Raw genomic sequence first — 21,408 nt, 5'->3', positions numbered from 1 at the left:
ACGTACCGGCCTGAAGCCGGCGCATAGGTTACGAGGCGCGCTGCACCCCGGGATCGCTATGTACGGAAGATCTGGGCGCGACGCTTTAGCGGATTTTGCGCGGACTTGGCGCACCTGCGCCACCCCCGCTGTCGCCCCGCAAGTTGTCGGTTAACTCGGCGACCCGAGCATTTTAGGCGAAAATGCGCACTTTATGCTTGGCTGAGTCCTTCTATACAAATAGCGGACACGCCAGGCCAACGCCCAACGTACCGCCCTTTCATTCGCATCGATGCTCGTCACCCTGTTACGTATGGCCGCGGCCCTGCCGCTGCCGTTCCTGCATGCGGCCGGCCGGCTGCTGGGACGGCTGGCGTATGCCTTTCCCGGCAAATACCGCGACCGCCTGCGGGCCAATGCCGCCCAGGCCGGCTATCCCCAGCCCGCCTTCGCCCGGCGCGCCGCCGGCGAAATCGGGGCCATGATCCTGGAAATGCCCAAGGTGTGGTTTCGCAACGAACAAAGCCTGGGAAAAGTGGTGTCGGATGACTACGCCATCGTCGAGGCGGCGCGCGCCGAGGGGCGCGGCATCCTGTTCCTGACGCCGCACCTGGGCTGCTTCAAAATCACCGCGCGCTACCTGGCGCGCCAGATGCCCATGACGGTGATGTTCCGCCCACCGCGCAAGGCCGCGCTGGCCCCGGTACTGGAGACGGCGCGCAACACCTCGGCGGTCAACGCCGTGCCCGCCACCATGCAGGGCGTGCGCACCCTGCGGCGCGGCGAGTCGGTGGGCATGCTGCCCGACCAGGCGCCGGGCGTGGGCGACGGCGTCTGGGCGCCGTTCTTCGGCCGCATGGCCTACACCATGACGCTGCCCGGCAAGCTGGCGAGCCAGACCGGCGTGGCCGTCATCCTGACCGCCGGCGAACGCCTGCCGGGCGGGCGCGGCTGGCGTATCCACTATGCCCGCGTGCCCGAGCCGCTGCCCGACGGCCCGCAGGAGCAGGCCGCCCTGATCAACAGCGCCATGGAGTCGCTGATCCGGCGCTTCCCCGAGCAATACCTGTGGGGATACAACCGCTACAAAGTCCCGCGTGGCGCACCGCCGGCGCCCGACAGCGCGCGGCAGGAACCCGAACGATGAGCCAATTCAAGACCCGCGCGCTGACCGCCATGCTGCGCGGCTTCGCACGCATGCGCCCGGCCACGCGCCAACGGGCCGGCGCCCTGGTGGGCTGGCTGAGCTACCGGCTGGCGCGCTCGCGCGTGCGCATCGTGCGGCGCAACCTGGAGCTGTGCTTTCCCGGCCAGCCCGAAGCCGTGCGCGAACGCTGGACGCGCGAGCATTTCCGCGCCCTGGGCCAATCCATCGTCGACCGCGGCGTGCTGTGGTACGGCTCGCCCGAAGCCGTGCGCGAGATGGTCACCCAGACCGGCGCCGAACGCATCAATGCCCTGATCGCGGCAGGCCGCCCCGTCATCCTGCTCGCGCCCCATTTCGTGGCGCTGGACGCGGCGGCCACGCGCCTGACCATGGAGGTGCCCAGCGGCGCCACCATGTACACGCCGCAAAGCGATCCCGCGGTCGACGCCATCGTCCGGGCCGGCCGGGCGCGCTTCAACGAAGTATTCCTGGTCAGCCGCAAGGACGGCGTACGCGACCTGGTGCGCCACCTGCGCGAACCGCGGCCGGTCTACTACCTGCCCGACATGGATTTCGGACGCGCCGGATCGATCTTCGTGCCTTTTTTCGGCGTGCCGGCCGCGACCCTGCTGGCCACCGCCCAGCTGGCGCGCAAATGGAATGCCGCGGTGCTGCCCATTCTCGACTTCTGGGATCCGCGCACCGGGCGCTATCACGTGGAAGTCCTGCCGGAACTGCCCGACTTCCCGGGCGACGGTTCGCTGGAAGACGCCACGACGCGCCTGAACCGCGAACTGGAGTCCTGGGTGCTGCGCTGCCCCAGCCAGTATTACTGGGTGCACCGCCGCTTCAAGACGCGCCCGCTGGGCGAGCCCAAGCTGTACTGAAACGGCGGCCATCCCGGGCGTCCAGGGGCTTTCCGCGTCGGAATGGGTGATAATCCATGCATGATGTGGAACTTCACCAAAATGCACGGCGCGGGCAACGACTTCGTCGTGCTCGATGGCGTCCGTCAAGACATAGCGATGACGCCCGAGCGCGCCCGCGCGCTGGCCGACCGCCATTTCGGCATCGGCGCCGACCAGATCCTGCTGGTCGAACCCGCCACGCGGGCCGACGCCGATTTCCGCTACCGCATTTTCAACGCCGACGGCAGCGAAGTCGAACACTGCGGCAACGGCGCGCGCTGTTTCGTGCGTTTCGTGCACGAGCAAGGCCTGTCGGCGCGCAATCCGCTGCGCGCCGAGATCGTGACCGGCGTCATCGTGCTGGACGAGGGCGAAGACGAGCAGGTCACCGTCGACATGGGCAGCACCCGCTTCGACCCGCCGTCCCTGCCGTTCGACTCCACCGGCCTGAGCGCCCAGACGCAGGGCCAGGATACGGTCTGGAACCTGGAGATCGACGCGCCGGCCGGCCTGCCGCGCAGCGTGGCGATCTCGACCGTGGCCATTTCCAACCCGCACGCCGTGCAGGTGGTCGACGATGTCGACGCCGCGCCGGTCGGTGTGATCGGCCCGCTGGTCGAATCGCACCCGCGCTTCGCGCGCCGCGTCAACGTCGGCTTCATGCAGGTCGTCGACCGCCACCAGATCCGTCTGCGCGTCTACGAACGCGGCGCCGGCGAAACGCTGGCCTGCGGCACCGGCGCCTGTGCGGCCGTCGCCGCGGGCGTGCGGCGCGGCCTGCTCGATTCGCCGGTGCGCGTACACACGCGCGGCGGCATGCTTACCGTGGACTGGAACGGCGAGCGCCTGCGCATGACCGGTCCGGCCATTTCCGTTTTCAGCGGCCAGGTCGATATCGACCGCCTGGTGTTCACCAGCGGCCTGCACCGTTAGCCAGCGAGTACGAGATCAGCGTCCCCATGACTGCGCACACCCCTACCGAACCCCTGAACGCCCACGCTGTTGCCGAATTCCTGCAACACAACCCCGACTTCTTCATCGAACACGCCGACGTGTTCGCCACGCTGCAGATTCCCAACCCGCACGGCTCGCGCGCCATTTCGTTGGGCGAGCGCCAGATCCAGACGCTGCGCGAACGCACCCGCGAACTCGAATGGCGCCTGAGTGAACTGATCCGCAACGCCAACAGCAACGAAACCATCGGCGACCACCTGTCGCAGTGGTGCTGCCGCATGCTGGCCGAGGCCGATGCGCAGCACGTCCCGGGAGAAATCGCCCTGGGCCTGGCCGAGCAGTTCGACCTCAACCACGTGGCGCTGCGCCTGTGGCGCCTGGAAGGCCTGCCGGAAAGCGGCTACGGCGAACCCGTCTCCGACGACGTGCGCACCTTCGCCGACAGCCTGAAGACGCCTTATTGCGGCACCGACACCGAATTCGAAGCGGTGAGCTGGCTGGACGCCAAGCCCAAGTCGCTGGCGCTGGTGGCGCTGCGTCCGGACGCCGACGCGCCGACCTTCGGTCTGCTCGTATTGGGTTCGGACGATGCCGAGCGCTTTGCCCCCGACATGGGCACCGCCTTCCTGGAGGCCATCGGCAAGCTGGCCTCGGCCGCGCTGCGGCGCCTGGGTACGCCACCGCTGGCCGCCGCCTGACTCTTGCGCACCGCATGAGCGCCGCCCCCGCCGCCAGCCCCCTGCCCCAGCCCATGGCGGACTGGCTGCGGCACCTGCAGGCGCACCGCCGCTATTCGGCGCACACGCTGGACGGCTATACGCGCGACTTGCGGCAACTGGCGCAACAGGCCGCCGCGGCCGGGCTGCCGCTGGAGCGCGTGGCCAACGGCCATATCCGCCACTTCGTCGCCCGCCTGCATGCGCAAGGCCTGGGCCCGCGCAGCCTGGCGCGCGCGCTGGCGGCGTGGCGCGGCTTCTATCAATGGTGGGCCCCGGCCGCCGGCCTGCCCGGCAATCCGGCCACCGGCGTGCGCGCCCCCAAGGCGCCGCGCGGCCTGCCCAAGGCGCTCTCGGTCGAACAGACCCAGGTGCTGCTGGACCACGCCCCCGCGCGCCTGGCCACCGAGCCGGCCGCGCTGCGCGACCACGCCATGTTCGAATTGCTGTATTCCAGCGGCCTGCGGCTGGCCGAACTGGTCAGCCTGGACCTGCGCTACGAGCGCACGCCCGAGTACGAATCCCGCAGCTGGCTCAACCGCGACGACGCCGAGGTCATCGTCGTCGGCAAGGGCGGCAAGCGGCGCTCGGTGCCGGTCGGGCAGAGCGCGCTGGCCGCGCTGGACAAATGGTTGCAGGCGCGCCCGCAACTGGCTGCCGCCGGCGCCGGTGCGCAGGATGCGGCGGCGCTGTTCGTCGGCGCCCGCGGCCGGCGCATCGCGCCGCGCGTGGTGCAGCTGCAGCTGGCGCGCCTGGCCCAGGCGGCCGGACTGCCGGCGCATGTGCATCCCCACGTGCTGCGCCACAGCTTCGCCAGCCACGTCCTGCAATCGGCCCAGGACTTGCGCGCGGTCCAGGAAATGCTGGGCCATGCCAACATATCGACCACCCAGGTCTACACGCGGCTGGATTTCCAGCACCTGGCGCGCGCCTACGACCAGGCGCACCCGCGCGCCGGCCGCAAGACCTCGCGCTGAACCCGGCTGCGGTCAGTACGTCAGCCGCACGCCCAGCAACACGCTGCGCCCGGGTAGCGGCGCCACGGTCGAAATGAACGACGCATGGTTGAACGCCAGCTTGTTCAGCAGGTTGTTGCCGCGCAGGTAGATCTCGTAGGCGGTGCGGTCCAGCTTGCCGCGATAGCGGATGGTGGCGTTGACCATGTCGTAGCCGGGCGTGGACGACTCGTAGGCCGCGATATCGTCCTGGCGATAGACATGGAAGTACTCGACGCCCCCCGCCCAGTTCTGCCATTGCGCATCGGCGCGCACGCCCAGGCGCGCGGCCGGGATACGCGGCAGGTTGCCGCCGCCGCCCGTGAGCCGTCCGCGGACATAATCGCCAAACACGGCCGCCGAGAACACCTTGCCGAAGCGGTGCCGGACTTCGCCCTCGACGCCGGTGAACTCGGCGTCGCGCTGCGTGTACTCGATCAGGCGGAAGTCTTCGTAGCGGTCCAGCGTATTGGCGTAGATATAGTTCTTCACCCGGTTGTGGAAGGCGCTGACGCTGAAGGTGGTGTCGCCGCTGTGCTTGCGCAGCGTCAGGTCGACGTTGCGCGAGGTTTCCCGATCCAGCCCGGGGTCGCCGATCTCGTAGGTGTTGGTGGCCAGGTGCACGCCGTCGGCATACAGCTCCTGGGCCGAGGGCAGGCGCTGCGAGCGCGACACCGACAGGGCCAGCGAGTACTGCGGCGCGAAGTCCCAGATGGCGGCCGCCGACAGCGACGTGCCGGCGGTGCGGGACGCCGGCGCGCCGCTCTGCGGCGAGACGCGCTGCCAGTCCTGGCGCGCGCCCAGTTCGAAGCGCCAGTCGGCCCAGCGATACTCTTCCAGGAGGAACAGCCCATGGGCGCGCGTCTTGCTGCGCGGCAGGAACGCCTCTTCGCCCGTGGCGCGGAAGTCGCTGTACGACGTCTGCACGCCCACCACGCCATGCCAGCCGTACAGCGGCCGGTGCGTCAGCTCCAGGCGTGCGTCATAGCCGCGATTCTGGAAGCGCGTGCCCAGCTGCCCGCCTTCGATCTCGTCATGGCGATAATCGGTCAGCCCGCCGCGAAAGCGGATTTTCTCGAACCCGGCGAACGGGTCGGTGTATTCGGCGCGCAGGTCGGTACGGTTGCTGCGCAGCTTCACATACGGCACGTCGCCCGCGCCGTGCTCGTGCCCATGATCGTGTTCCGCCTCGCCCTCCTCGTGCTCGTCGTGACCGTGGCCGTGGTCGTCATGGCCGCCGCAGTGCAGGTGCGAACCGTGCGGATGGCAGCCCTCGTACTCGTGGTTGTGCCCGGGCAGGCCGTACTTGCTTTCGAGATGGGTGAATGCCACGCCGACGTAGCCGCGCAGCGTGATCCATGACATGCCGACCGTGCCCTGGCCCGATTCGCTGTACGAGCCGGCCAGCTTGCCGTCGGGCCAGTCGGGCACGCGATAGTCGCTGCTGCGGCGCTTCAGGCCCTCGACCCGGACCGCGAAATTGCCGCTGCCGGCGGTGATGCCAATGGCGCCGGCGCGCTCCTTCGTGCCGGTGGCGCCGCGCAGTTCAGCCTCGGCCTCGATGCCCTGCTGCGGCACGGCGGTGGGGATCTTGCGGTCCAGCACATTCACCACCCCGCCGATCGCGCCGCCGCCATAGAGCAGCGTGGCCGGCCCGCGCAGGACCTCGATCTTGTCGGCCAGCAGCGGCTCGGTGGTGACGGCATGGTCCGGCGAAATGGCCGAGGCGTCCATCAGCTCGGACCCATCGGACAGCACCTTGACGCGCGGCGCCGTCTGGCCGCGGATGACCGGCCGGCTCGCCCCGCCGCCGAACGTATCGGCATGCACGCCCGGCAGCCCGTCGAGCGTATCGCCCAGGGTTCCCTGGCGGCGCAGCAGCAGTTGATCGCCTTCCAGCACCGCCGCCGGCGCCGTCATGCTGTCGAGATCGCCGGCCAGCGGGCTGGCCGAAACCGTGATCGGCGCCAGCGTGGCCGCCTCGGGGGTACCGTCCGCGCTTGCCTGCGCGTGCGCGCCTTGCCAAGCCAATGCCAGCGCCAGGGCGGCGCTCAGCGGATGCCGTTCGAATCGCATGTTCCCTTCCCTATAAAACGATGTGCCATTCTCATTAAATGAAACGATATAACATATCAATTGAATCCGGCACCCGGGCGTGCAAAATTCGTCCCGTTGCCGCCGGCCTCAGCGCAAGGCCGCCAATTGCCCTCCCAGCAACGACAGCCCGAGCAGCAGCACCGCCACGGCCGCCAAGGCCTCGATGGCCTGGCGCAGCATCGCGGCGCGGCGGGTCGACAGGCGCGCGCCCAGCCGGGTCGCGGCATCGCGCGCGCCAGCCGCCAGCGCCACCAGCGTGGCCACGGTCAAGCCCGTGCCCAGCCCCATGGCCAGGGTGGCCACCACGCCCGCCAGGAAAAAACCCTGCGCCAGCGCGAACACCAGCACGATCAGCGCACCGCTGCACGGCCGCAACCCCACCGCCAGAATCGCGGCCCACGCCTTGCGGGCGTTCAGCGGACCGGCCGCCTGCCGCGCCGACGGCGCGTGCGCGTGTCCGCAAGCGCAGCCCGGCGCGTGGTGATGCGCGTGATGGCCATGGCCGTGGCCACCCTTGCTCCCCCACCACGGCCGCAACGCCTTCTGCCAGACCAGCCACGCGCCCAGCAGGCTTACCACCGCGTACGCGGCGGTTTCCAGCCATTGCGTCGCACGGTTCATCGCCGCGGCCGTGGCCCCCAGGGCCACCGCCAGCACCGTAACCAGCGCCACGGCCACCAGCGCCTGCGCCAGCGCCGACAACAGGGCGAGCCACGCGCCGTTGCGCGCCGTCTGGCGATTGGCCAGCACGTACGAAGCAATCACCGCCTTGCCGTGGCCGGGGCCCAGCGCATGGAAGACGCCATACGCGAACGACAGGCCGATCAGCATCCAGGCCGCGCCGCCCTCGGCCTGCCAGGCCCGCACCGCGCCGGTCAACTGCCGGTAGAAATGCGCCTGCCACATCGCGACCTGCCCGAACCAGCCGGCCAGCCAGCCGGGCGCGCCCGTGGCCTCGGGCACCCCGAACGGATGCGCCCCTTGCGCGGCGGCCGGCAGCGCCGCCAGACAACCCAATACCAGCACGGCCAGCGCGCCTGCTCGAACTACGGACATGTCACCTCGATACGATGCGTCAAACCCTTGGTGATGGCGAACAGCTCTTCCGGCAACGCCTCGGGGTCGGCGGGGATGGCCGCCAGTTGCTGCATGGTGGCCCAATCCAGCGGACGCGGCGGCCGGTAAGCCTGGCTGCATCCGGCGGGCGCGCCGCGCAACGCGGTCGCGCCCACCTCGTCGAAGGCATAGGCCACGAAATAAGTGGGATCGTAGATATCGACCGCCGTCGCCCCGCCTGCTGGCGCCGGCTCCGCCAACGGCAGCGTGAAGGCCAGCGTCAGCCGGCCATCCTCGAAGCTGACGGCGGCATCGCGCGGCGGGCCGAACGGCAGGGTGCGCGCGCCCTGGGTGACCCGCGTGAAATAGTGCGACACCGGCTCGCCCAGCGCCTTCATCCAGTCCTCGGCCATGGTCCGCAGCACGTCGGGCGGCAGCCCGCCGCCGGGCTTCCTGGACAGGCCCTGGGTGGCGTAGGCGCCGAACATGTCGTCGAAGCGCCATACCTGGCGCACCGCCGCGATGCGGCCGGCGGCATCGAACTCCACCACGGCCCGGGCGTCGATCCACATATGCGGATGCGCACCGGCGCCGGCCGCCCACAGCGCGCCCAGCGCCGTCAGGGCCGCAAGGCGGCGGCGAGTTGCTGCGCGTTCCATTCGAACATTCCCAGGTAGGTACCGGCCGGCTTGCCGGGCTGGGCCAGCGCATCGGAATACAGGGTGCCCCCCAGCCGGGCCTGCGTTTCGCGCACCAACTGCTGCGCCAGCCGCGGGTTGGCGATGTTTTCGACGAACACCGCCGGCACGCGTTCGCGGCGCACCTGCTCGATGATGCGCGCCATGTCGGCGGCCGACGGCTCGGCGTCGGTGGACACGCCAGCCAGTGCAACGAAGCGCACGCCGTAGGCCTGGCCGAAGTAGCCGAAGGCGTCGTGCGAACTGACGACCTTGCGGCGCGCCGGCTCGATGGCCCCGAAAAGCTGCCGCACGCGCTGGTCCAGCGCCTCGATGCGCGCCACGTAGGCATCGGCGCGCTGCCGGTAGGCCTGCGCATGCGCGGGGTCGGCCTCGGCAAAGGCGCGCGCGATATTGCGCGCATAAGTCGCGCCATTGGCCAGGTCCTGCCACGCGTGCGGGTCAAGGTCGCCATGATGATGATGGCCATGCTCGCCATGATGGCCATGATCGTGATCGCCATGCTCCTCGTGGGCGTCATCGAGCCGGCGTGGCTCGATGCCCTCGGAGGCCACGACGGTGCGGCCCGCGAAGCCGGCGGCCTTCTGCAGGCGCGGCAGCCAGGCTTCGAAATCCAGTCCGTTGACCACCAGCACCTGCGCGGCAGCCAGCTTGCGGGCGTCGGCCGGGGTCGGCTCGTATTCGTGCGCGTCGCCATCGGGGCCTACCAGGCTCTGCACGGCCACGTCCGGACCGCCCACCTGGGCGGCGATATCGGCGAGGATGGAAAAGCTGGCGACGACCTGCAAGGGCTGGGCCGCGGCGACGAGCGGGGCCAGCAGGACAGCGGCCGCCAACGCCAGGATGCGCGATTTCATGGAAGATCTCCTTCGGGTTGCCATGGCCGCGCGCGGCGCGCGCGCCGGGCCGCGACCAGCAGCCCGCCGTGCGGCCCGCACGCGACCGAAAACAGGTAGAACGCGCCGGCGGCCAGGATGATGGCGGGCGAGGCCGGCACATTGGCGTGGAACGAAACCAGCAGGCCGACGGCGCTGGCCGCGCAGGCCGAAACGGCGGCCAGGGCGATCTGCCCGGGCGCCGACCCGGCCCAGAACCGGGCGGCGGCGGCCGGCAGCATCATCAGGCCCACCACCATCAGCGTGCCCAATACCTGGAACCCTGCCACCAGGTTCAGCACCACCAGGCCCATGAACAGCATGTGCACCCAGGCCCCGCGCCCGCCGGCCGCGCGCAGGAAACCCGGATCCAGGCACTCGGCCACCAGCAGCCGGTACGCCAGCGCCAGGATGCACAGGGTGGCGTTGGCCACGGCCGTCACCAGCAGCAAGGCCGCATCGTCCAGGCCCAGCACCGTGCCGAACAGCACGTGCAGCAAATCCATGTTGGAGCCGCGCAGCGAAACCAGCAGTACGCCCAGCCCCAGCGATATCAAATAGAAGGACGCGAAACTGGCGTCCTCCCGCAGCGGCGTCAGGCGCGCCACCAGGCCCGCCAGCAAGGCCACGGCCAGCCCGGTGAGGAGGCCGCCGGCCATCATCGCGCCCAGCGACAGGCCCGACAGCAGGTAGCCGGCGGCCACGCCGGGCAGGATGGCATGCGCCATCGCATCGCCCATCAGGCTCATGCGGCGCAGCACCAGGAACACGCCCAGCGGCGCCGCGCCCGCCGACAGCGCCACCGCGCCAGCCAGGGCGCGCCGCATGAAGCCATAGTCGGCGAACGGGCCGGCCAGCCATTCGGCCAATGTCATGCCGCCTCCCGCATGGCCAGCCCGCGGGCGCGCGCCAGGTTGGCATCGCCCAGCGCCTGGCCGGTCTCGCCCCAGGCCACCTGCCGCCCCGCCAACAGCAGGGTGCGCGGGAAATGCCGCCGCACCAGGTCGAGATCGTGCAGCACGGCGATGACGGTGCGGCCTTCGGCATGCTGCTCGCGCAACAGGGCCAGCAGCACGTCCGTGGTCGCCGCGTCGATCGCGCTGAAGGGCTCGTCCAGCAGCAACAGGGGCGCGTCCTGCAACAGCAGGCGCGCGAACAGCGCCCGCTGCATCTGGCCTCCCGACAGGGTTGCAAGCGCCCGTCCGGCCAGTTCCTGCAGGCCGACGCGACGCAGCGCGGCGTGCACGCGCGCCGTCTCGGCGGCATCGAAACGCCGCCACGCGCCGACGCGGCCCCAGGCACCCAGGGCCACCATGTCGGCTACCGTGATGGGAAAGCCGCGCTCCAGTTCGCTGGCCTGCGGCAGCCAGGCCAGCCGGCGCCGCAGGTCCGCCTCGCACTCGAGCGCGCCGGCCAACGGCCGCAAGACGCCCGCCAGCCCCTTGAGCAAGGTCGACTTGCCCGCCCCGTTGGGGCCGACGATGGCGGTCATGGAGCCCCGGGAAAACTCGCCGGTCAGGCCATGCACGGCCGGGCGGCCGTGCCAGCCGAAGGCCGCGCCCCGCAAGGCGATGCACGGCGCGGTCATGGCCATGCCCCCAGGGCCCAGAGGGTCAGGCCCCAGAGCCCGGCGGCGGCCAGCACCGCGGCCGCCAGCCGCGCGCCGGCCCCGGCGCGCAGCACCGAATGCGGCGGACGCGGCCCGCGGCGCAGCGGGGTGTAGAAGCGGGAAAGACGGGACAGGGACACGGGCAGGGCGCGGTGGGTTCGGGCCGGGTGGCGCAAGAATCATTATGTTATATCATAACAATCAATGCGGCGCGCCATGGCGTGGCCGATTGCGCGGCACGCCGTTGGCGGATTTCTGATACCTTCAACGCATTGCGGCCCGAATTGGCCACTTACTACGCCTTTTGACCGTTATGTCCGCCTCTCGCCCTACCCGCGCCGATACCGTCGGCGCCCAGCTCGATCTGGCCGAATCCCTCTGTACGCAGCGCGGCCGGCGGCTGACGCCCATCCGCCGCAAAGTGCTGGAGCTGCTGCTGGTCCACGGCCGCAGCCTCAAGGCGTACGAGCTGCTCGAGGCGATGCGCGCCGAACATCCCGGCGCGGCGCCGCCCACGGTCTATCGCGCGCTCGATTTCCTGATGGACGAAGGCCTGATCCACCGCCTGGACGCGGTCAACGCATGGAGCGCCTGCCACGACGCGGCCGGCGAACCGCACGACCTGCTGGTGGTATGTACCGGATGCGGCGCGGTGGCCGAAATCAGCGATCCCGACATGAGCCGGCAATTGGCCGAGCGCGTGGCCCGCACCGGCTTCGCACTGGCGACGCACGAAACCGAAATCCGCGCCCTGTGCCCGCAGTGCCAGCAGAACCGCCCGGCGCAGGCGCACGGCCACACGCATTCGCATCACTGAAAACACGGCGACGACAAGTAACAATTCCCGCCGTCGCTCCGTCCCCTCTTGAAGATGGAAATTCCGCCCCCATCTTCTTTCATTGCATCGATAAGCGATGCCCGCACAGCGGCGCGCCAGGCCTGATTTTCGGCCCTCGCGCCAGGGTTGCTCCGGGGTTTGCCCCTGGCCCCCGTCTGTGCTGTAATCCTGCGTCCGGCCGCGAATGGCGGCCCCTCGCAGCCCCAACATCCGAGCCGCGGCCTGCGCGACTCGACCTTAGCTTTCGCTTCGCCCATGAACACCGCGCGCAGTCTGGACAAAATGGTTCCCGTCACGATCCTCACCGGCTTTCTCGGTGCGGGCAAGACCACCCTGCTCAAGCGCATCCTGACCGAATACCACGGCCGGCGCGTGGCGGTGATCGAAAACGAATTCGGGCCCGAGAGCATCGACAACGACCTGCTGGTGCAGGATCGCGACGAAGAAATCATCGAGCTGTCCAACGGCTGTGTCTGCTGCACCGTGCGCGGCGACCTGATGCGCACGCTGTCGGACCTGCGCGCCAGGCGCGAAGCGGGCGAACTGTCGTTCGAGCGCGTCATCATCGAGACCACCGGCATGGCCAACCCCGGCCCGGTGTGCCAGACCTTCTTCATGGACGACGACATCGCCGAGTACTACCGCCTGGACGCGGTGGTGACGGTGGTCGACGCCAAGCATGGCATGGCGACCCTGGACGCCCAGGAAGAAGCCCAGAAGCAGGTGGGCTTCGCCGACCGCATCCTGGTTTCCAAGAAAGACCTGGTCAACGACGTCGACTACGCGGCGCTGCACCAGCGCCTGGTGCGCATCAACCCGCGCGCGCCGATCACGCCGGTGCATTTCGGCGAAGCCGACCTCAAGTCCATCATCGACATCAGCGGCTTCAACCTGAACTCGATCCTGGACATCGACCCGGCCTTCCTGGCCGACGAGCACCCCGACGCCGCCCACGACCATCATGACCACGACCATGGCCACGGCCATGATCACGATCATGATCACGAAGGCGAATGCGGGGCCCATTGCAACCATCACCACCATCATCACCACGCCCACCACGATGACGAAATCGGCGCGTTCGTGTTTCGCTCGAACAAGCCCTTCGATCCAGCCCGGCTGGAAGAATTCCTGGGCGGCGTGGTGCAGGTCTATGGTCCCGACCTGCTGCGCTACAAGGGCATCCTGTACATGAAGGGCATCAACCGCCGCATGTTGTTCCAGGGTGTGCACATGATGATGGGCGCCGAACCCGGCAAAGCATGGACCGCGGCCGAAAAGCCATCCACCAAGATGGTGTTCATCGGCCGCAAGCTGCCCCAGGAGATTTTCACCCGGGGTCTTGAGCAGTGCCTGGTCGGATAACGCACCTCTGATCGAAGCGTATGCGAAACCCAGAGTAAAAACCGTACTGCGAGGACAAGCTAGCGCAAGTACAACGGTTATACGGCCAGCCAGGCGCGAATATTCGGGCCGCGCCCGGATCGATTCATAGTGGAGTATTTACATGGCTACGAAGGCAGCAACGAAAAAATCAAGCAAGTCGACGAGCGATACGGCGATTGATCTGCCCAGCGAACAGGAATTGCTGGCCATGCCCGAGGCCGACTACATGAACGATCGCCAATTGGCGTTCTTCAAGGAACGGCTCAAACAACTCGAACAGGACATCCTGGCCAACGCGGGCGAAACCACCGAGCACCTGCGCGAAACGCAGTTCGTCCCGGATCCGGCCGACCGCGCCACCATCGAGGAAGAGCATGCGCTGGAACTGCGCACGCGCGACCGCGAGCGCAAGCTGCTGAAGAAGGTGCAGCAGGCGATCGCACGCATCGACAGCGGCGAATACGGCTGGTGCGAGGAAACCGGCGAGCCCATCGGCGTTCCGCGCCTGCTGGCACGCCCCACGGCCACCCTGTCGCTGGAAGCGCAGGAACGCCGTGAAATGCGCCAGAAGCTGTACGGCGACTGAGGCTCCAAACCCGTCCCGTATTCTTCGGTCACCGGCCGAACGCATTACCAGGGCTATGCTCCACGGCATAGCCCTTTTGTTTTCGGACCGGGCCGGCTTGAAATCGGCCTCGCCACCCCCATCTGAACCGTTTAAAGGAAGGAACGAATGGAACAATTTCACGCCACCACCATCGTGTGCGTACGGCGCGGCAACCATGTCGCGCTGGGCGGCGATGGCCAGGTCACGCTGGGCAATATCGTCATCAAGGGTACGGTCCGCAAGATCCGCCGCCTGTACCACGACAAGGTGCTGGCCGGTTTCGCCGGCGCCACCGCCGATGCCTTCACGCTGCAGGAACGTTTCGAAGCCAAGCTGGAAAAACACCAGGGCCACCTGATGCGCGCCGCCGTCGAACTGACGCGCGACTGGCGCACCGACCGCGTGCTGCGCCGCCTGGAAGCCATGCTGATCGTGGCCGACACCGAACATACGCTGGTGCTCACCGGCAACGGCGACGTGCTGGAGCCCGAACACGGGCTGGCGGCCATCGGCTCGGGCGGGGCATACGCCCAATCGGCCGCGCTGGCGCTGCTGCGCAATACCGAACTGCCGCCCGAAGCCATCGTCAAGCAGTCGCTGGAGATCGCCGGCGACCTGTGCATCTACACGAACCAGAATCACGTGATCGAAACGCTAGGTGTGAACTGTCAATAGGTTGTATTCGTCCAGGTTGAGTCTGGAGATGGGTACAGCGCGCCCGATGCCTTGGTGGGGTCGATGCCAGTTGTAGTGGTGTAGCCAGGATTTCATGGCATCGGCTCGGTGTTGGGAGTTCTGGTAGGTGTGAGCGTAAGCCCACTCACGCAAGGCCGACTGGATGAAGCGTTCGGCCTTGCCATTGGTCTGTGGGCGGTAAGGTCGGGTAAAGCGGTGCTTGATGCCCAGCTCATGGCACAGCGCGGCGAAGGCGCGGCTGCGAAAGGCCGAGCCATTGTCGGTGAGCAAGCGCTGGATGGTCACGCCCAGGCGCTGGTAGTAGGCCACTGCGTCCTTGAGGAACTGGACGGCGCTGGGGAAGCGCTCGTCGGGGTGGATGTCGGTGAAGGCCACGCGGGCGTGGTCATCGATGGCCACGAAGACGAAGTCCCAGCCGGCCCCCTCAACGGTATCGCGTCGGTTGCCCGTGACCCGGTGGCCAGGGCGCTGGATACGTCCCAGCTTCTTGATGTCGATGTGCAGCAGATCGCCGGGGGCCTGATGCTCGTAGCGCACCACCGGCTCGGCCGGCTCCAGGTCGGCCAGGTGCGACAGACCGGCGCGGGCCAGGACGCGGCTGACGGTGCTGGCTGACACGCCCAGCGCCTGGGCGATGCGCGCTTGGGTCAGCCGCTTGCGGCGCAGCTCCACGATAGCCAGCGCCTTGGCCGGCGCAATCGCTCGGGGCGAGACCGTCGGGCGCGAGGACGCATCGGCCAAGCCCGCCTGGCCCTGAGCCAGGAAGCGGCCCAGCCATTTGCGCACAGTCGGCGCGGTGACCCCATAGGCGCGGGCCGCTTCAGGCACACAAACTTGATGGGCGATCAATTGCTGGACCATTTCGAGTCGACGTAGGAAGGTCAATCGGGCATGCTTATGGGTGTTCATCCGGCCGGGCTCCTTGAGTGAACTGGGGGGGTGGCGATTTCCAGTTTCTCAAATCCGGTTCGGATGAACCATGCATACAACCTATTGAATCTTCACAGCTAGGCGCGTAGCTGTCACGAAGGACCGACCCCATGTCCGCAAATCACATGACCCCCGGCGAGATCGTCTCCGAACTCGACAAATTCATCATTGGCCAGAATCGCGCCAAGCGCGCGGTCGCGGTGGCGCTGCGCAACCGCTGGCGGCGCCAGCAGGTCGCCGAGCCGCTGCGCCATGAAATCCACCCCAAGAACATCCTGATGATCGGGCCGACCGGGGTGGGCAAGACCGAAATCGCCCGCCGCCTGGCCAAGCTGGCCAATGCGCCGTTCATCAAGATCGAAGCGACCAAGTTCACCGAGGTGGGCTATGTGGGCCGCGACGTCGACACCATCATCCGCGACCTGACCGAATACTCGATCAAGCAGACACGCGAGCTGGAAATGCGCCGCGTGCGCAGCCATGCCGAAGACGCGGCCGAAGACCGCATCCTCGACGCGCTGGTGCCGCCGCCGCGCGGCGCCTCCGGCGAGCCCGAGCGCGGCGAGGACAACAGCGCGCGCCAGACTTTCCGCAAACGCCTGCGCGAGGGCAAGATCGACGACCTGGAGATCGAGATCGAGATCGCCCAGCCCATGCCGCAGATGGACGTCATGACGCCGCCCGGCATGGAAGAAATGGCCGAGCAGTTGCGCGGCATGTTCGCCGGCCTGGCGCGCGACAAGAAGAAATCCAAGAAGATCAAGGTCAGGGAAGCCTTCAAGCTGATCGTCGAGGAAGAAGCCGCCAAGCGCGTCAACGAAGACGATCTGCGCGCGGCCGCGATCACCAACGTCGAACAGAACGGCATCGTGTTCCTGGACGAAATCGACAAGATCGCCGCACGCCAGGAGACAGGCGGCGCCGACGTGTCGCGCCAGGGCGTGCAGCGCGATCTGCTGCCGCTGGTCGAAGGCACCACGGTCAACACCCGCTACGGCATGGTGCGCACCGACCATATTCTGTTCATCGCCTCGGGCGCCTTCCATCTGGCCCGTCCCTCGGACCTCATCCCTGAATTGCAGGGACGCTTCCCCATCCGGGTCGAACTGGATTCGCTGAGCGCCGAAGACTTCGTCAGCATCCTGTCCGAGACGGACGCTTCGCTGATCAAGCAATACACCGCCCTGCTCGGCACCGAGGATGTGAAGCTGGAATTCACCGACGACGGCATCCGCCGGCTGGCCGAACTGGCATTCTCGGTCAACGAGCGCACCGAGAACATTGGCGCACGACGCCTGTACACGGTGATGGAAAAACTGCTGGAAGAGCTGTCGTTCGATGCCAGCGCCAACTCGGGCGAAGTGATCACCATCGACGCCGCCTACGTCGACCTGCAACTGGCCGAGACGGCCGGCAGCCAGGACCTGGCCCGCTACGTGCTGTAGCGCGGCCTTTCCCTTACTTGGATATGGCCGTGACGACGTAGCGCCCGTCCTTGCGCGTGGCAGTAAAGCGCACTTTGTCGCCCGGCTTGATGCCGGCCAGCAGCGCAGGATCTATCTGATAGACCAGCGTCATGGCCGGCAGGTCCAGCGCGCTGATCGCGTCGTGCTTGATCGACACCTTGCCGGCGGCGGCATCGACGCGCCGCACCTCGCCGGTCGCGTCGGCCTGCTGCGCAAATGCCAGCGGAGTGGCCAGCGATACCACGGCCATGGCCGTGGCGACGGCCATCCGGGACGAGTATTTGCGGGAAAAAGCCATGTATTCCTCCAAAGTCGCGCGGGGCCGCGATTGCCGGCCCTGCACGCGCATCATCGCCAGGATACCGCGCCGACGCGGGCACGCCAGGGGCAAATTGCAACAATCCTGACATTTCTGCGCGGCCTGGGCCCATGCGAGGCGGCGCGCTTACCGATCGACGCATGCTGTGCCAGTCGGTTCCCGGCACGTAAGCATACGCGCCGCTTGCCAGCGGCTTCCCATGATTCCGGCCATGCAGGCCGCGATCGCCTGGAAGTCCGACGCCCTCCAATGGGCCGCCGTACGCCCGCCGCCGGTGGAACTGGACGCCACGCGGCCCTGGCGGGTTGAAGCCGGCGCTTCCGTGCCCTGTGTCCGCCGCCCCAGCGGCGGGCACGATGCTAGGATAGCGGCCTGACATTTTCCACCTCCAGGATTTCCCGCCATGGCCAACCGCTTGTCCGTAATTGCCACCCGTACCGGAGACGACGGCAGCACCGGCCTGGGCGACGGCTCGCGTGTCGGCAAGGACACCGCCCGCATCGCGGCGCTGGGCGATGTCGACGAGCTCAACAGCGTGCTCGGCCTGCTGCGGGCCGAAACCCTGCCCGCCGAGATGGACGCCGACCTGTCGACCATCCAGCACGACCTGTTCGACATGGGCGCCGAGCTGTGCATCCCGGGCCACATCGCGCTGGCCGACGAGCAGGTCGCCCACCTGGATGCGCGGCTGGCGCACTACAACGCCGGCCTGGCGCCGCTGCGCGAGTTCATCCTGCCCGGCGGCTCGCGCGCCGCGGCGCTGTGCCACCTGGGCCGCACCGTGGCCCGCCGCGCCGAGCGCAGCGTGGTGGCGCTGGCGCGCGCCGAAGTGGTCAACGCGCCGGTCCGCCAGTACCTCAACCGCCTGTCCGACCTGCTGTTCGTCCTGGCGCGCCACGTCAACCAGGCGCAGGGCGCGCGCGACGTGTACTGGGCCAGCCGCCACGCCCGGCCGGCCGACTAGCTGTGAAGATTCAATAGGTTGTATGCATGGTTCATCCGAACCGGATTTGAGAAACTGGAAATCGCCAACCCCCCAGTTCACTCAAGGAGCCCGGCCGGATGAACACCCATAAGCATGCCCGATTGACCTTCCTACGTCGACTCGAAATGGTCCAGCAATTGATCGCCCATCAAGTTTGTGTGCCTGAAGCGGCCCGCGCCTATGGGGTCACCGCGCCGACTGTGCGCAAATGGCTGGGCCGCTTCCTGGCTCAGGGCCAGACGGGCTTGGCCGATGCGTCCTCGCGCCCGACGGTCTCGCCCCGAGCGATTGCGCCGGCCAAGGCGCTGGCTATCGTGGAGCTGCGCCGCAAGCGGCTGACCCAAGCGCGCATCGCCCAGGCGCTGGGCGTGTCAGCCAGCACCGTCAGCCGCGTCCTGGCCCGCGCCGGTCTGTCGCACCTGGCCGACCTGGAGCCGGCCGAGCCGGTGGTGCGCTACGAGCATCAGGCCCCCGGCGATCTGCTGCACATCGACATCAAGAAGCTGGGACGTATCCAGCGCCCTGGCCACCGGGTCACGGGCAACCGACGCGATACCGTTGAGGGGGCCGGCTGGGACTTCGTCTTCGTGGCCATCGATGACCACGCCCGCGTGGCCTTCACCGACATCCACCCCGACGAGCGCTTCCCCAGCGCCGTCCAGTTCCTCAAGGACGCAGTGGCCTACTACCAGCGCCTGGGCGTGACCATCCAGCGCTTGCTCACCGACAATGGCTCGGCCTTTCGCAGCCGCGCCTTCGCCGCGCTGTGCCATGAGCTGGGCATCAAGCACCGCTTTACCCGACCTTACCGCCCACAGACCAATGGCAAGGCCGAACGCTTCATCCAGTCGGCCTTGCGTGAGTGGGCTTACGCTCACACCTACCAGAACTCCCAACACCGAGCCGATGCCATGAAATCCTGGCTACACCACTACAACTGGCATCGACCCCACCAAGGCATCGGGCGCGCTGTACCCATCTCCAGACTCAACCTGGACGAATACAACCTATTGACAGTTCACACCTAGCGCCCGGCGCGCCCTTGGGCGCGCTTGGCGCGGACCGGATGGGGATTGCCCCGAGAGGACCGGCTCAGCGCGCCCGCATCTCCAGCGGGGTGCGGTGCAGGAAGCGCTCGAACGCGGCCAGAAAGGCCTGTTCGGCGGCGCTCAGCTTGCGCTGCCGGTGCCAGGCCAGGAACACATCGATCTCGGCCACGTTGTGCTCGGGCGGCAGGCGGCGCAGTTCGCCGGCCAGCACGTCCTGGCGGATCAGGTGTTCGGGCAGGAAGCTGAGCCCCACGCCGGCCACGACCATGCGGCGGATTTCCTCGAGATAGGGCGAGGTGCCCACGATACGGCCGGTGAAGCCCTGCTGGTCGCGGAAGATCGTCAGCGGCGAGAGCGTGTCGCCCAGCTGGTCGCTGGCGAAGCAGACGAAGTTCTGGTCCATCAGGTCCTCGACGCGCACGTTGCGGCGCGAGAAGAAGGGATGGTGGCGGCCGCACACCACCACGTAGCGATGGCGCAGGAACAGGCGCCGTTCCAGCGTGTCGATGGCCTTGCGGCACAGGCACAGTCCCAGCGCCGGCACCCGCTTGGCCAGCGCGTCGAGAATGGCGGCGCTTTGCATGACGTCGACGGAGAACTCCACCTTGGGATAGCGGCGGTGGAAGTGCGCCAGGAAATCGTCGTAGGCCGTGCTCTGGATCTTGCTCATCACCAGCAGCCGCAAGGTGCCCGCGATATCGTCCTCGTCCTGGATGGCGGCTTCCTCGACGCGCGCCACCATGCCGTACATTTCGCGCGCCAGGCGATAGATTTCCTCGCCCAGGTTGGTGAGGCGGAACTCGCCGCTGCGGCGGTAGAGCAGCACCCCGCCCACCGCCTGCTCCAGCCGCTTGAGCGCCTGGCTGACGGCGGGCTGGCTGAGGTGCAGCGCGGTCGCGGCGCGGCCGACGCCGCGTTCCTGCACCACGAACATGAAGGTGCGCAACAGGTTCCAGTCCAGGCGCTCGGGAGCGAGCGCCGCGGCGGATTTCTTGGGAGCAGGGCTGGCGGACATGGTTTGTGGAAGGCATGAAAAAAGGCGGCCGCGGCCGCCTTTTCCGGATGGACAGGCGGGACCTCAGGCCTTGGCCAGGCCCGCGAAGAAGCGCTCGGCGTTGTCCTCCAGGCCCTCGATATAGTAGCCGCCTTCCTGCACGATCAACGTCGGCAGCTTGAAGGCGCCGATCGCCTGGCCCAGGCGCTCGAAGCCATTGGCGCTGACCGCCACCATGGCTTGCGGGTCTTTCTCGAACACATCGAAGCCCAGCGACAACACCAGGGCGTCGGGCTGGAACAGTTCGATGGCCCGCTGCGCCTGCTGCAGGCGGTCGAAGAACACCGGCTCGGGCGAGCCGTGCGGCATGGGCAGGTTGACGTTGTAGCCATAGCCTTCGCCCGCGCCGCGCTCGTTCTCGAAGCCCGCCACCACCGGATAGAAGTTCTCCGGATCGCCATGGATGGACACGTACAGCACGTCGCTGCGCTCGTAGAAGATTTCCTGGATACCCTGGCCATGGTGCATGTCGGTATCGAGGATGGCCACGCGCTTGTAGCGTTGCGTGAGCATCTGCGCGGCGATGGCGGCGTTGTTGAGATAGCAGAAGCCGCCGGCGGCGTCGCGCCGCGCATGGTGGCCGGGCGGGCGGCACAGCGCGTAGGCATGGCGCTCGCCGTCGAGCAGGGTCTGCGCGCCGGAGATGGCGCATTGCGCCGCCCAGTAGGCCGACTGCCAGGTATGCGGGCCGACCGGGCAGCTGCCGTCGGCCAGGTAGCGGGCCGCCTGCGCCAGCACGCCGCGCAGGGCGTTGGGCTCGCGCACGAAGACGTTCGACACCACTTCGTCGCCCCAGTCGTCGGGCAACTGTTTCCAGCGTGCATGCGCCTCCCGCAGGAAGCGCAGGTAGTCCAGCGAATGGACCGCACCGATCGCGCCGGCCCCGGCGTCGACCGGTTCGCGCACGTCGAACTTCAGCTTGCGCGCGGCCTCGGCCAGGGCGTCCAGGCGCGCCGGCACTTCCTGGGGCGTGCGCATCTTGCCGCGCGAGAAATAGGTTTGCGGGTGGTGCAGCTTCTGGTCGGGATGGTAGAAGGCTTTCAT

General features: G+C 68.2%; 23 protein-coding genes. 12 read left to right on the top strand and 11 right to left on the bottom strand.

All coding sequences use genetic code 11. From position 1 onward, the window contains the following. Positions 1 to 271 precede the first annotated feature (271 nt). The 5 genes from BN118_RS16505 to xerC are packed head-to-tail and all read left to right on the top strand — an operon-like array spanning position 272 to position 4,681. Positions 272 to 1,126, top strand: a complete 855-nt coding sequence (locus BN118_RS16505; RefSeq protein ID WP_014906035.1) for a lysophospholipid acyltransferase family protein — start codon at positions 272 to 274, stop codon at positions 1,124 to 1,126. After that, entirely contained in the window at positions 1,123 to 2,013 is an 891-nt protein-coding gene (locus BN118_RS16500; protein WP_014906034.1) for a lysophospholipid acyltransferase family protein, read from the top strand. The genes BN118_RS16505 and BN118_RS16500 overlap by 4 nt, the downstream gene beginning before the upstream one ends. A 42-nt stretch (positions 2,014 to 2,055) precedes the next feature. Further along, complete coding sequence (dapF, locus tag BN118_RS16495) at positions 2,056 to 2,967, top strand: diaminopimelate epimerase (protein WP_003807183.1); 912 nt, start codon at positions 2,056 to 2,058, stop codon at positions 2,965 to 2,967. Between the two features lie 26 nt (positions 2,968 to 2,993). Further along, positions 2,994 to 3,686 (top strand): DUF484 family protein, encoded by a 693-nt coding sequence (locus BN118_RS16490; protein WP_010931281.1) that lies wholly within the window; start codon positions 2,994 to 2,996, stop codon positions 3,684 to 3,686. A 14-nt stretch (positions 3,687 to 3,700) separates the two neighbouring features. Beyond that, positions 3,701 to 4,681 carry a tyrosine recombinase XerC gene (gene xerC / locus BN118_RS16485; RefSeq protein WP_010931282.1) on the top strand — a complete coding sequence of 327 codons (981 nt, stop codon included), beginning with the start codon at positions 3,701 to 3,703 and terminating at the stop codon, positions 4,679 to 4,681. Between the two features lie 12 nt (positions 4,682 to 4,693). Here the strand turns inward: xerC and BN118_RS16480 are convergent, their stop codons facing one another. From BN118_RS16480 to BN118_RS20300, 7 genes are read right to left on the bottom strand one after another with little or no spacing between them, the layout of a single operon-like run. Next, the gene (locus tag BN118_RS16480; RefSeq protein WP_014906033.1) at positions 4,694 to 6,835 is read right to left on the bottom strand and encodes a TonB-dependent receptor domain-containing protein; all 2,142 of its coding nucleotides are present in this window, start codon (positions 6,833 to 6,835) and stop codon (positions 4,694 to 4,696) included. A 48-nt stretch (positions 6,836 to 6,883) separates the two neighbouring features. Then, complete coding sequence (locus tag BN118_RS16475; protein WP_003818434.1) at positions 6,884 to 7,852, bottom strand: nickel/cobalt transporter; 969 nt, start codon at positions 7,850 to 7,852, stop codon at positions 6,884 to 6,886. After that, the gene (locus BN118_RS16470; RefSeq protein ID WP_010931285.1) at positions 7,843 to 8,424 is read right to left on the bottom strand and encodes a DUF1007 family protein; all 582 of its coding nucleotides are present in this window, start codon (positions 8,422 to 8,424) and stop codon (positions 7,843 to 7,845) included. The genes BN118_RS16475 and BN118_RS16470 overlap by 10 nt, the downstream gene beginning before the upstream one ends. Before the next feature lie 47 nt (positions 8,425 to 8,471). After that, complete coding sequence (locus tag BN118_RS16465; RefSeq protein ID WP_010931286.1) at positions 8,472 to 9,407, bottom strand: metal ABC transporter substrate-binding protein; 936 nt, start codon at positions 9,405 to 9,407, stop codon at positions 8,472 to 8,474. Further along, positions 9,404 to 10,300: a metal ABC transporter permease gene (locus tag BN118_RS16460; protein ID WP_010931287.1), complete on the bottom strand. Its 897-nt coding sequence runs from the start codon at positions 10,298 to 10,300 to the stop codon at positions 9,404 to 9,406. The genes BN118_RS16465 and BN118_RS16460 overlap by 4 nt, the downstream gene beginning before the upstream one ends. Then, positions 10,297 to 11,019 (bottom strand): zinc ABC transporter ATP-binding protein AztA, encoded by a 723-nt coding sequence (gene aztA / locus BN118_RS16455; RefSeq protein WP_010931288.1) that lies wholly within the window; start codon positions 11,017 to 11,019, stop codon positions 10,297 to 10,299. Before aztA ends, BN118_RS16460 begins: the two co-directional genes overlap by 4 nt. Next, the gene (locus BN118_RS20300) at positions 11,010 to 11,174 is read right to left on the bottom strand and encodes a hypothetical protein (protein ID WP_019248127.1); all 165 of its coding nucleotides are present in this window, start codon (positions 11,172 to 11,174) and stop codon (positions 11,010 to 11,012) included. The genes aztA and BN118_RS20300 overlap by 10 nt, the downstream gene beginning before the upstream one ends. A 173-nt stretch (positions 11,175 to 11,347) precedes the next feature. Here BN118_RS20300 and BN118_RS16445 point away from each other — a divergent pair, with 173 nt between their 5' ends. The 4 genes from BN118_RS16445 to hslV all read left to right on the top strand — a co-directional run bounded on the left by BN118_RS16445 (position 11,348) and on the right by hslV (position 14,540). Continuing rightward, entirely contained in the window at positions 11,348 to 11,851 is a 504-nt protein-coding gene (locus tag BN118_RS16445) for a Fur family transcriptional regulator (RefSeq protein WP_003807166.1), read from the top strand. Positions 11,852 to 12,127: 276 nt separating this feature from the next. After that, positions 12,128 to 13,237, top strand: coding sequence for a CobW family GTP-binding protein (locus tag BN118_RS16440; RefSeq protein WP_003818423.1), 1,110 nt, complete (start codon positions 12,128 to 12,130; stop codon positions 13,235 to 13,237). Between the two features lie 142 nt (positions 13,238 to 13,379). Continuing rightward, positions 13,380 to 13,844, top strand: a complete 465-nt coding sequence (dksA, locus tag BN118_RS16435) for an RNA polymerase-binding protein DksA (protein WP_003807164.1) — start codon at positions 13,380 to 13,382, stop codon at positions 13,842 to 13,844. Positions 13,845 to 13,991: 147 nt separating this feature from the next. Continuing rightward, entirely contained in the window at positions 13,992 to 14,540 is a 549-nt protein-coding gene (hslV, locus tag BN118_RS16430; RefSeq protein WP_041166222.1) for an ATP-dependent protease subunit HslV, read from the top strand. Here the strand turns inward: hslV and BN118_RS16425 are convergent. Next, positions 14,520 to 15,470, bottom strand: coding sequence for an IS481-like element IS481 family transposase (locus BN118_RS16425; protein ID WP_005013747.1), 951 nt, complete (start codon positions 15,468 to 15,470; stop codon positions 14,520 to 14,522). The genes hslV and BN118_RS16425 overlap by 21 nt on opposite strands. Before the next feature lie 131 nt (positions 15,471 to 15,601). Between BN118_RS16425 and hslU the strand changes: the two genes are divergently transcribed. Next, entirely contained in the window at positions 15,602 to 16,936 is a 1,335-nt protein-coding gene (hslU, locus tag BN118_RS16420; protein ID WP_003807162.1) for an ATP-dependent protease ATPase subunit HslU, read from the top strand. A gap of 13 nt (positions 16,937 to 16,949) precedes the next feature. Here hslU and BN118_RS16415 read toward each other — a convergent pair whose 3' ends face one another. After that, a complete protein-coding gene (locus BN118_RS16415; RefSeq protein WP_003807161.1) occupies positions 16,950 to 17,255 on the bottom strand; it encodes a copper-binding protein in 306 nt (101 codons plus the stop codon). 424 nt (positions 17,256 to 17,679) lie between these two features. Here BN118_RS16415 and BN118_RS16410 point away from each other — a divergent pair, with 424 nt between their 5' ends. Continuing rightward, a complete protein-coding gene (locus tag BN118_RS16410; protein WP_003807159.1) occupies positions 17,680 to 18,240 on the top strand; it encodes a cob(I)yrinic acid a,c-diamide adenosyltransferase in 561 nt (186 codons plus the stop codon). 98 nt (positions 18,241 to 18,338) lie between these two features. Next, positions 18,339 to 19,289, top strand: a complete 951-nt coding sequence (locus BN118_RS16405; RefSeq protein ID WP_014905391.1) for an IS481-like element IS481 family transposase — start codon at positions 18,339 to 18,341, stop codon at positions 19,287 to 19,289. A 64-nt stretch (positions 19,290 to 19,353) separates the two neighbouring features. Here BN118_RS16405 and BN118_RS16400 read toward each other — a convergent pair whose 3' ends face one another. Further along, complete coding sequence (locus tag BN118_RS16400) at positions 19,354 to 20,325, bottom strand: LysR family transcriptional regulator (RefSeq protein WP_003818443.1); 972 nt, start codon at positions 20,323 to 20,325, stop codon at positions 19,354 to 19,356. Positions 20,326 to 20,388: 63 nt separating this feature from the next. Next, on the bottom strand, positions 20,389 to 21,408 hold the full coding sequence (locus tag BN118_RS16395) for a histone deacetylase family protein (protein WP_003818444.1): 1,020 nt from the start codon (positions 21,406 to 21,408) through the stop codon (positions 20,389 to 20,391).

It is taken from the genome of Bordetella pertussis 18323 (assembly GCF_000306945.1).
GTDB lineage: Bacteria > Pseudomonadota > Gammaproteobacteria > Burkholderiales > Burkholderiaceae_B > Bordetella > Bordetella pertussis.
The sequence above is the reverse complement of the archived record's forward strand: the minus strand, read 5'-3'. Positions and strand labels throughout refer to the sequence as shown.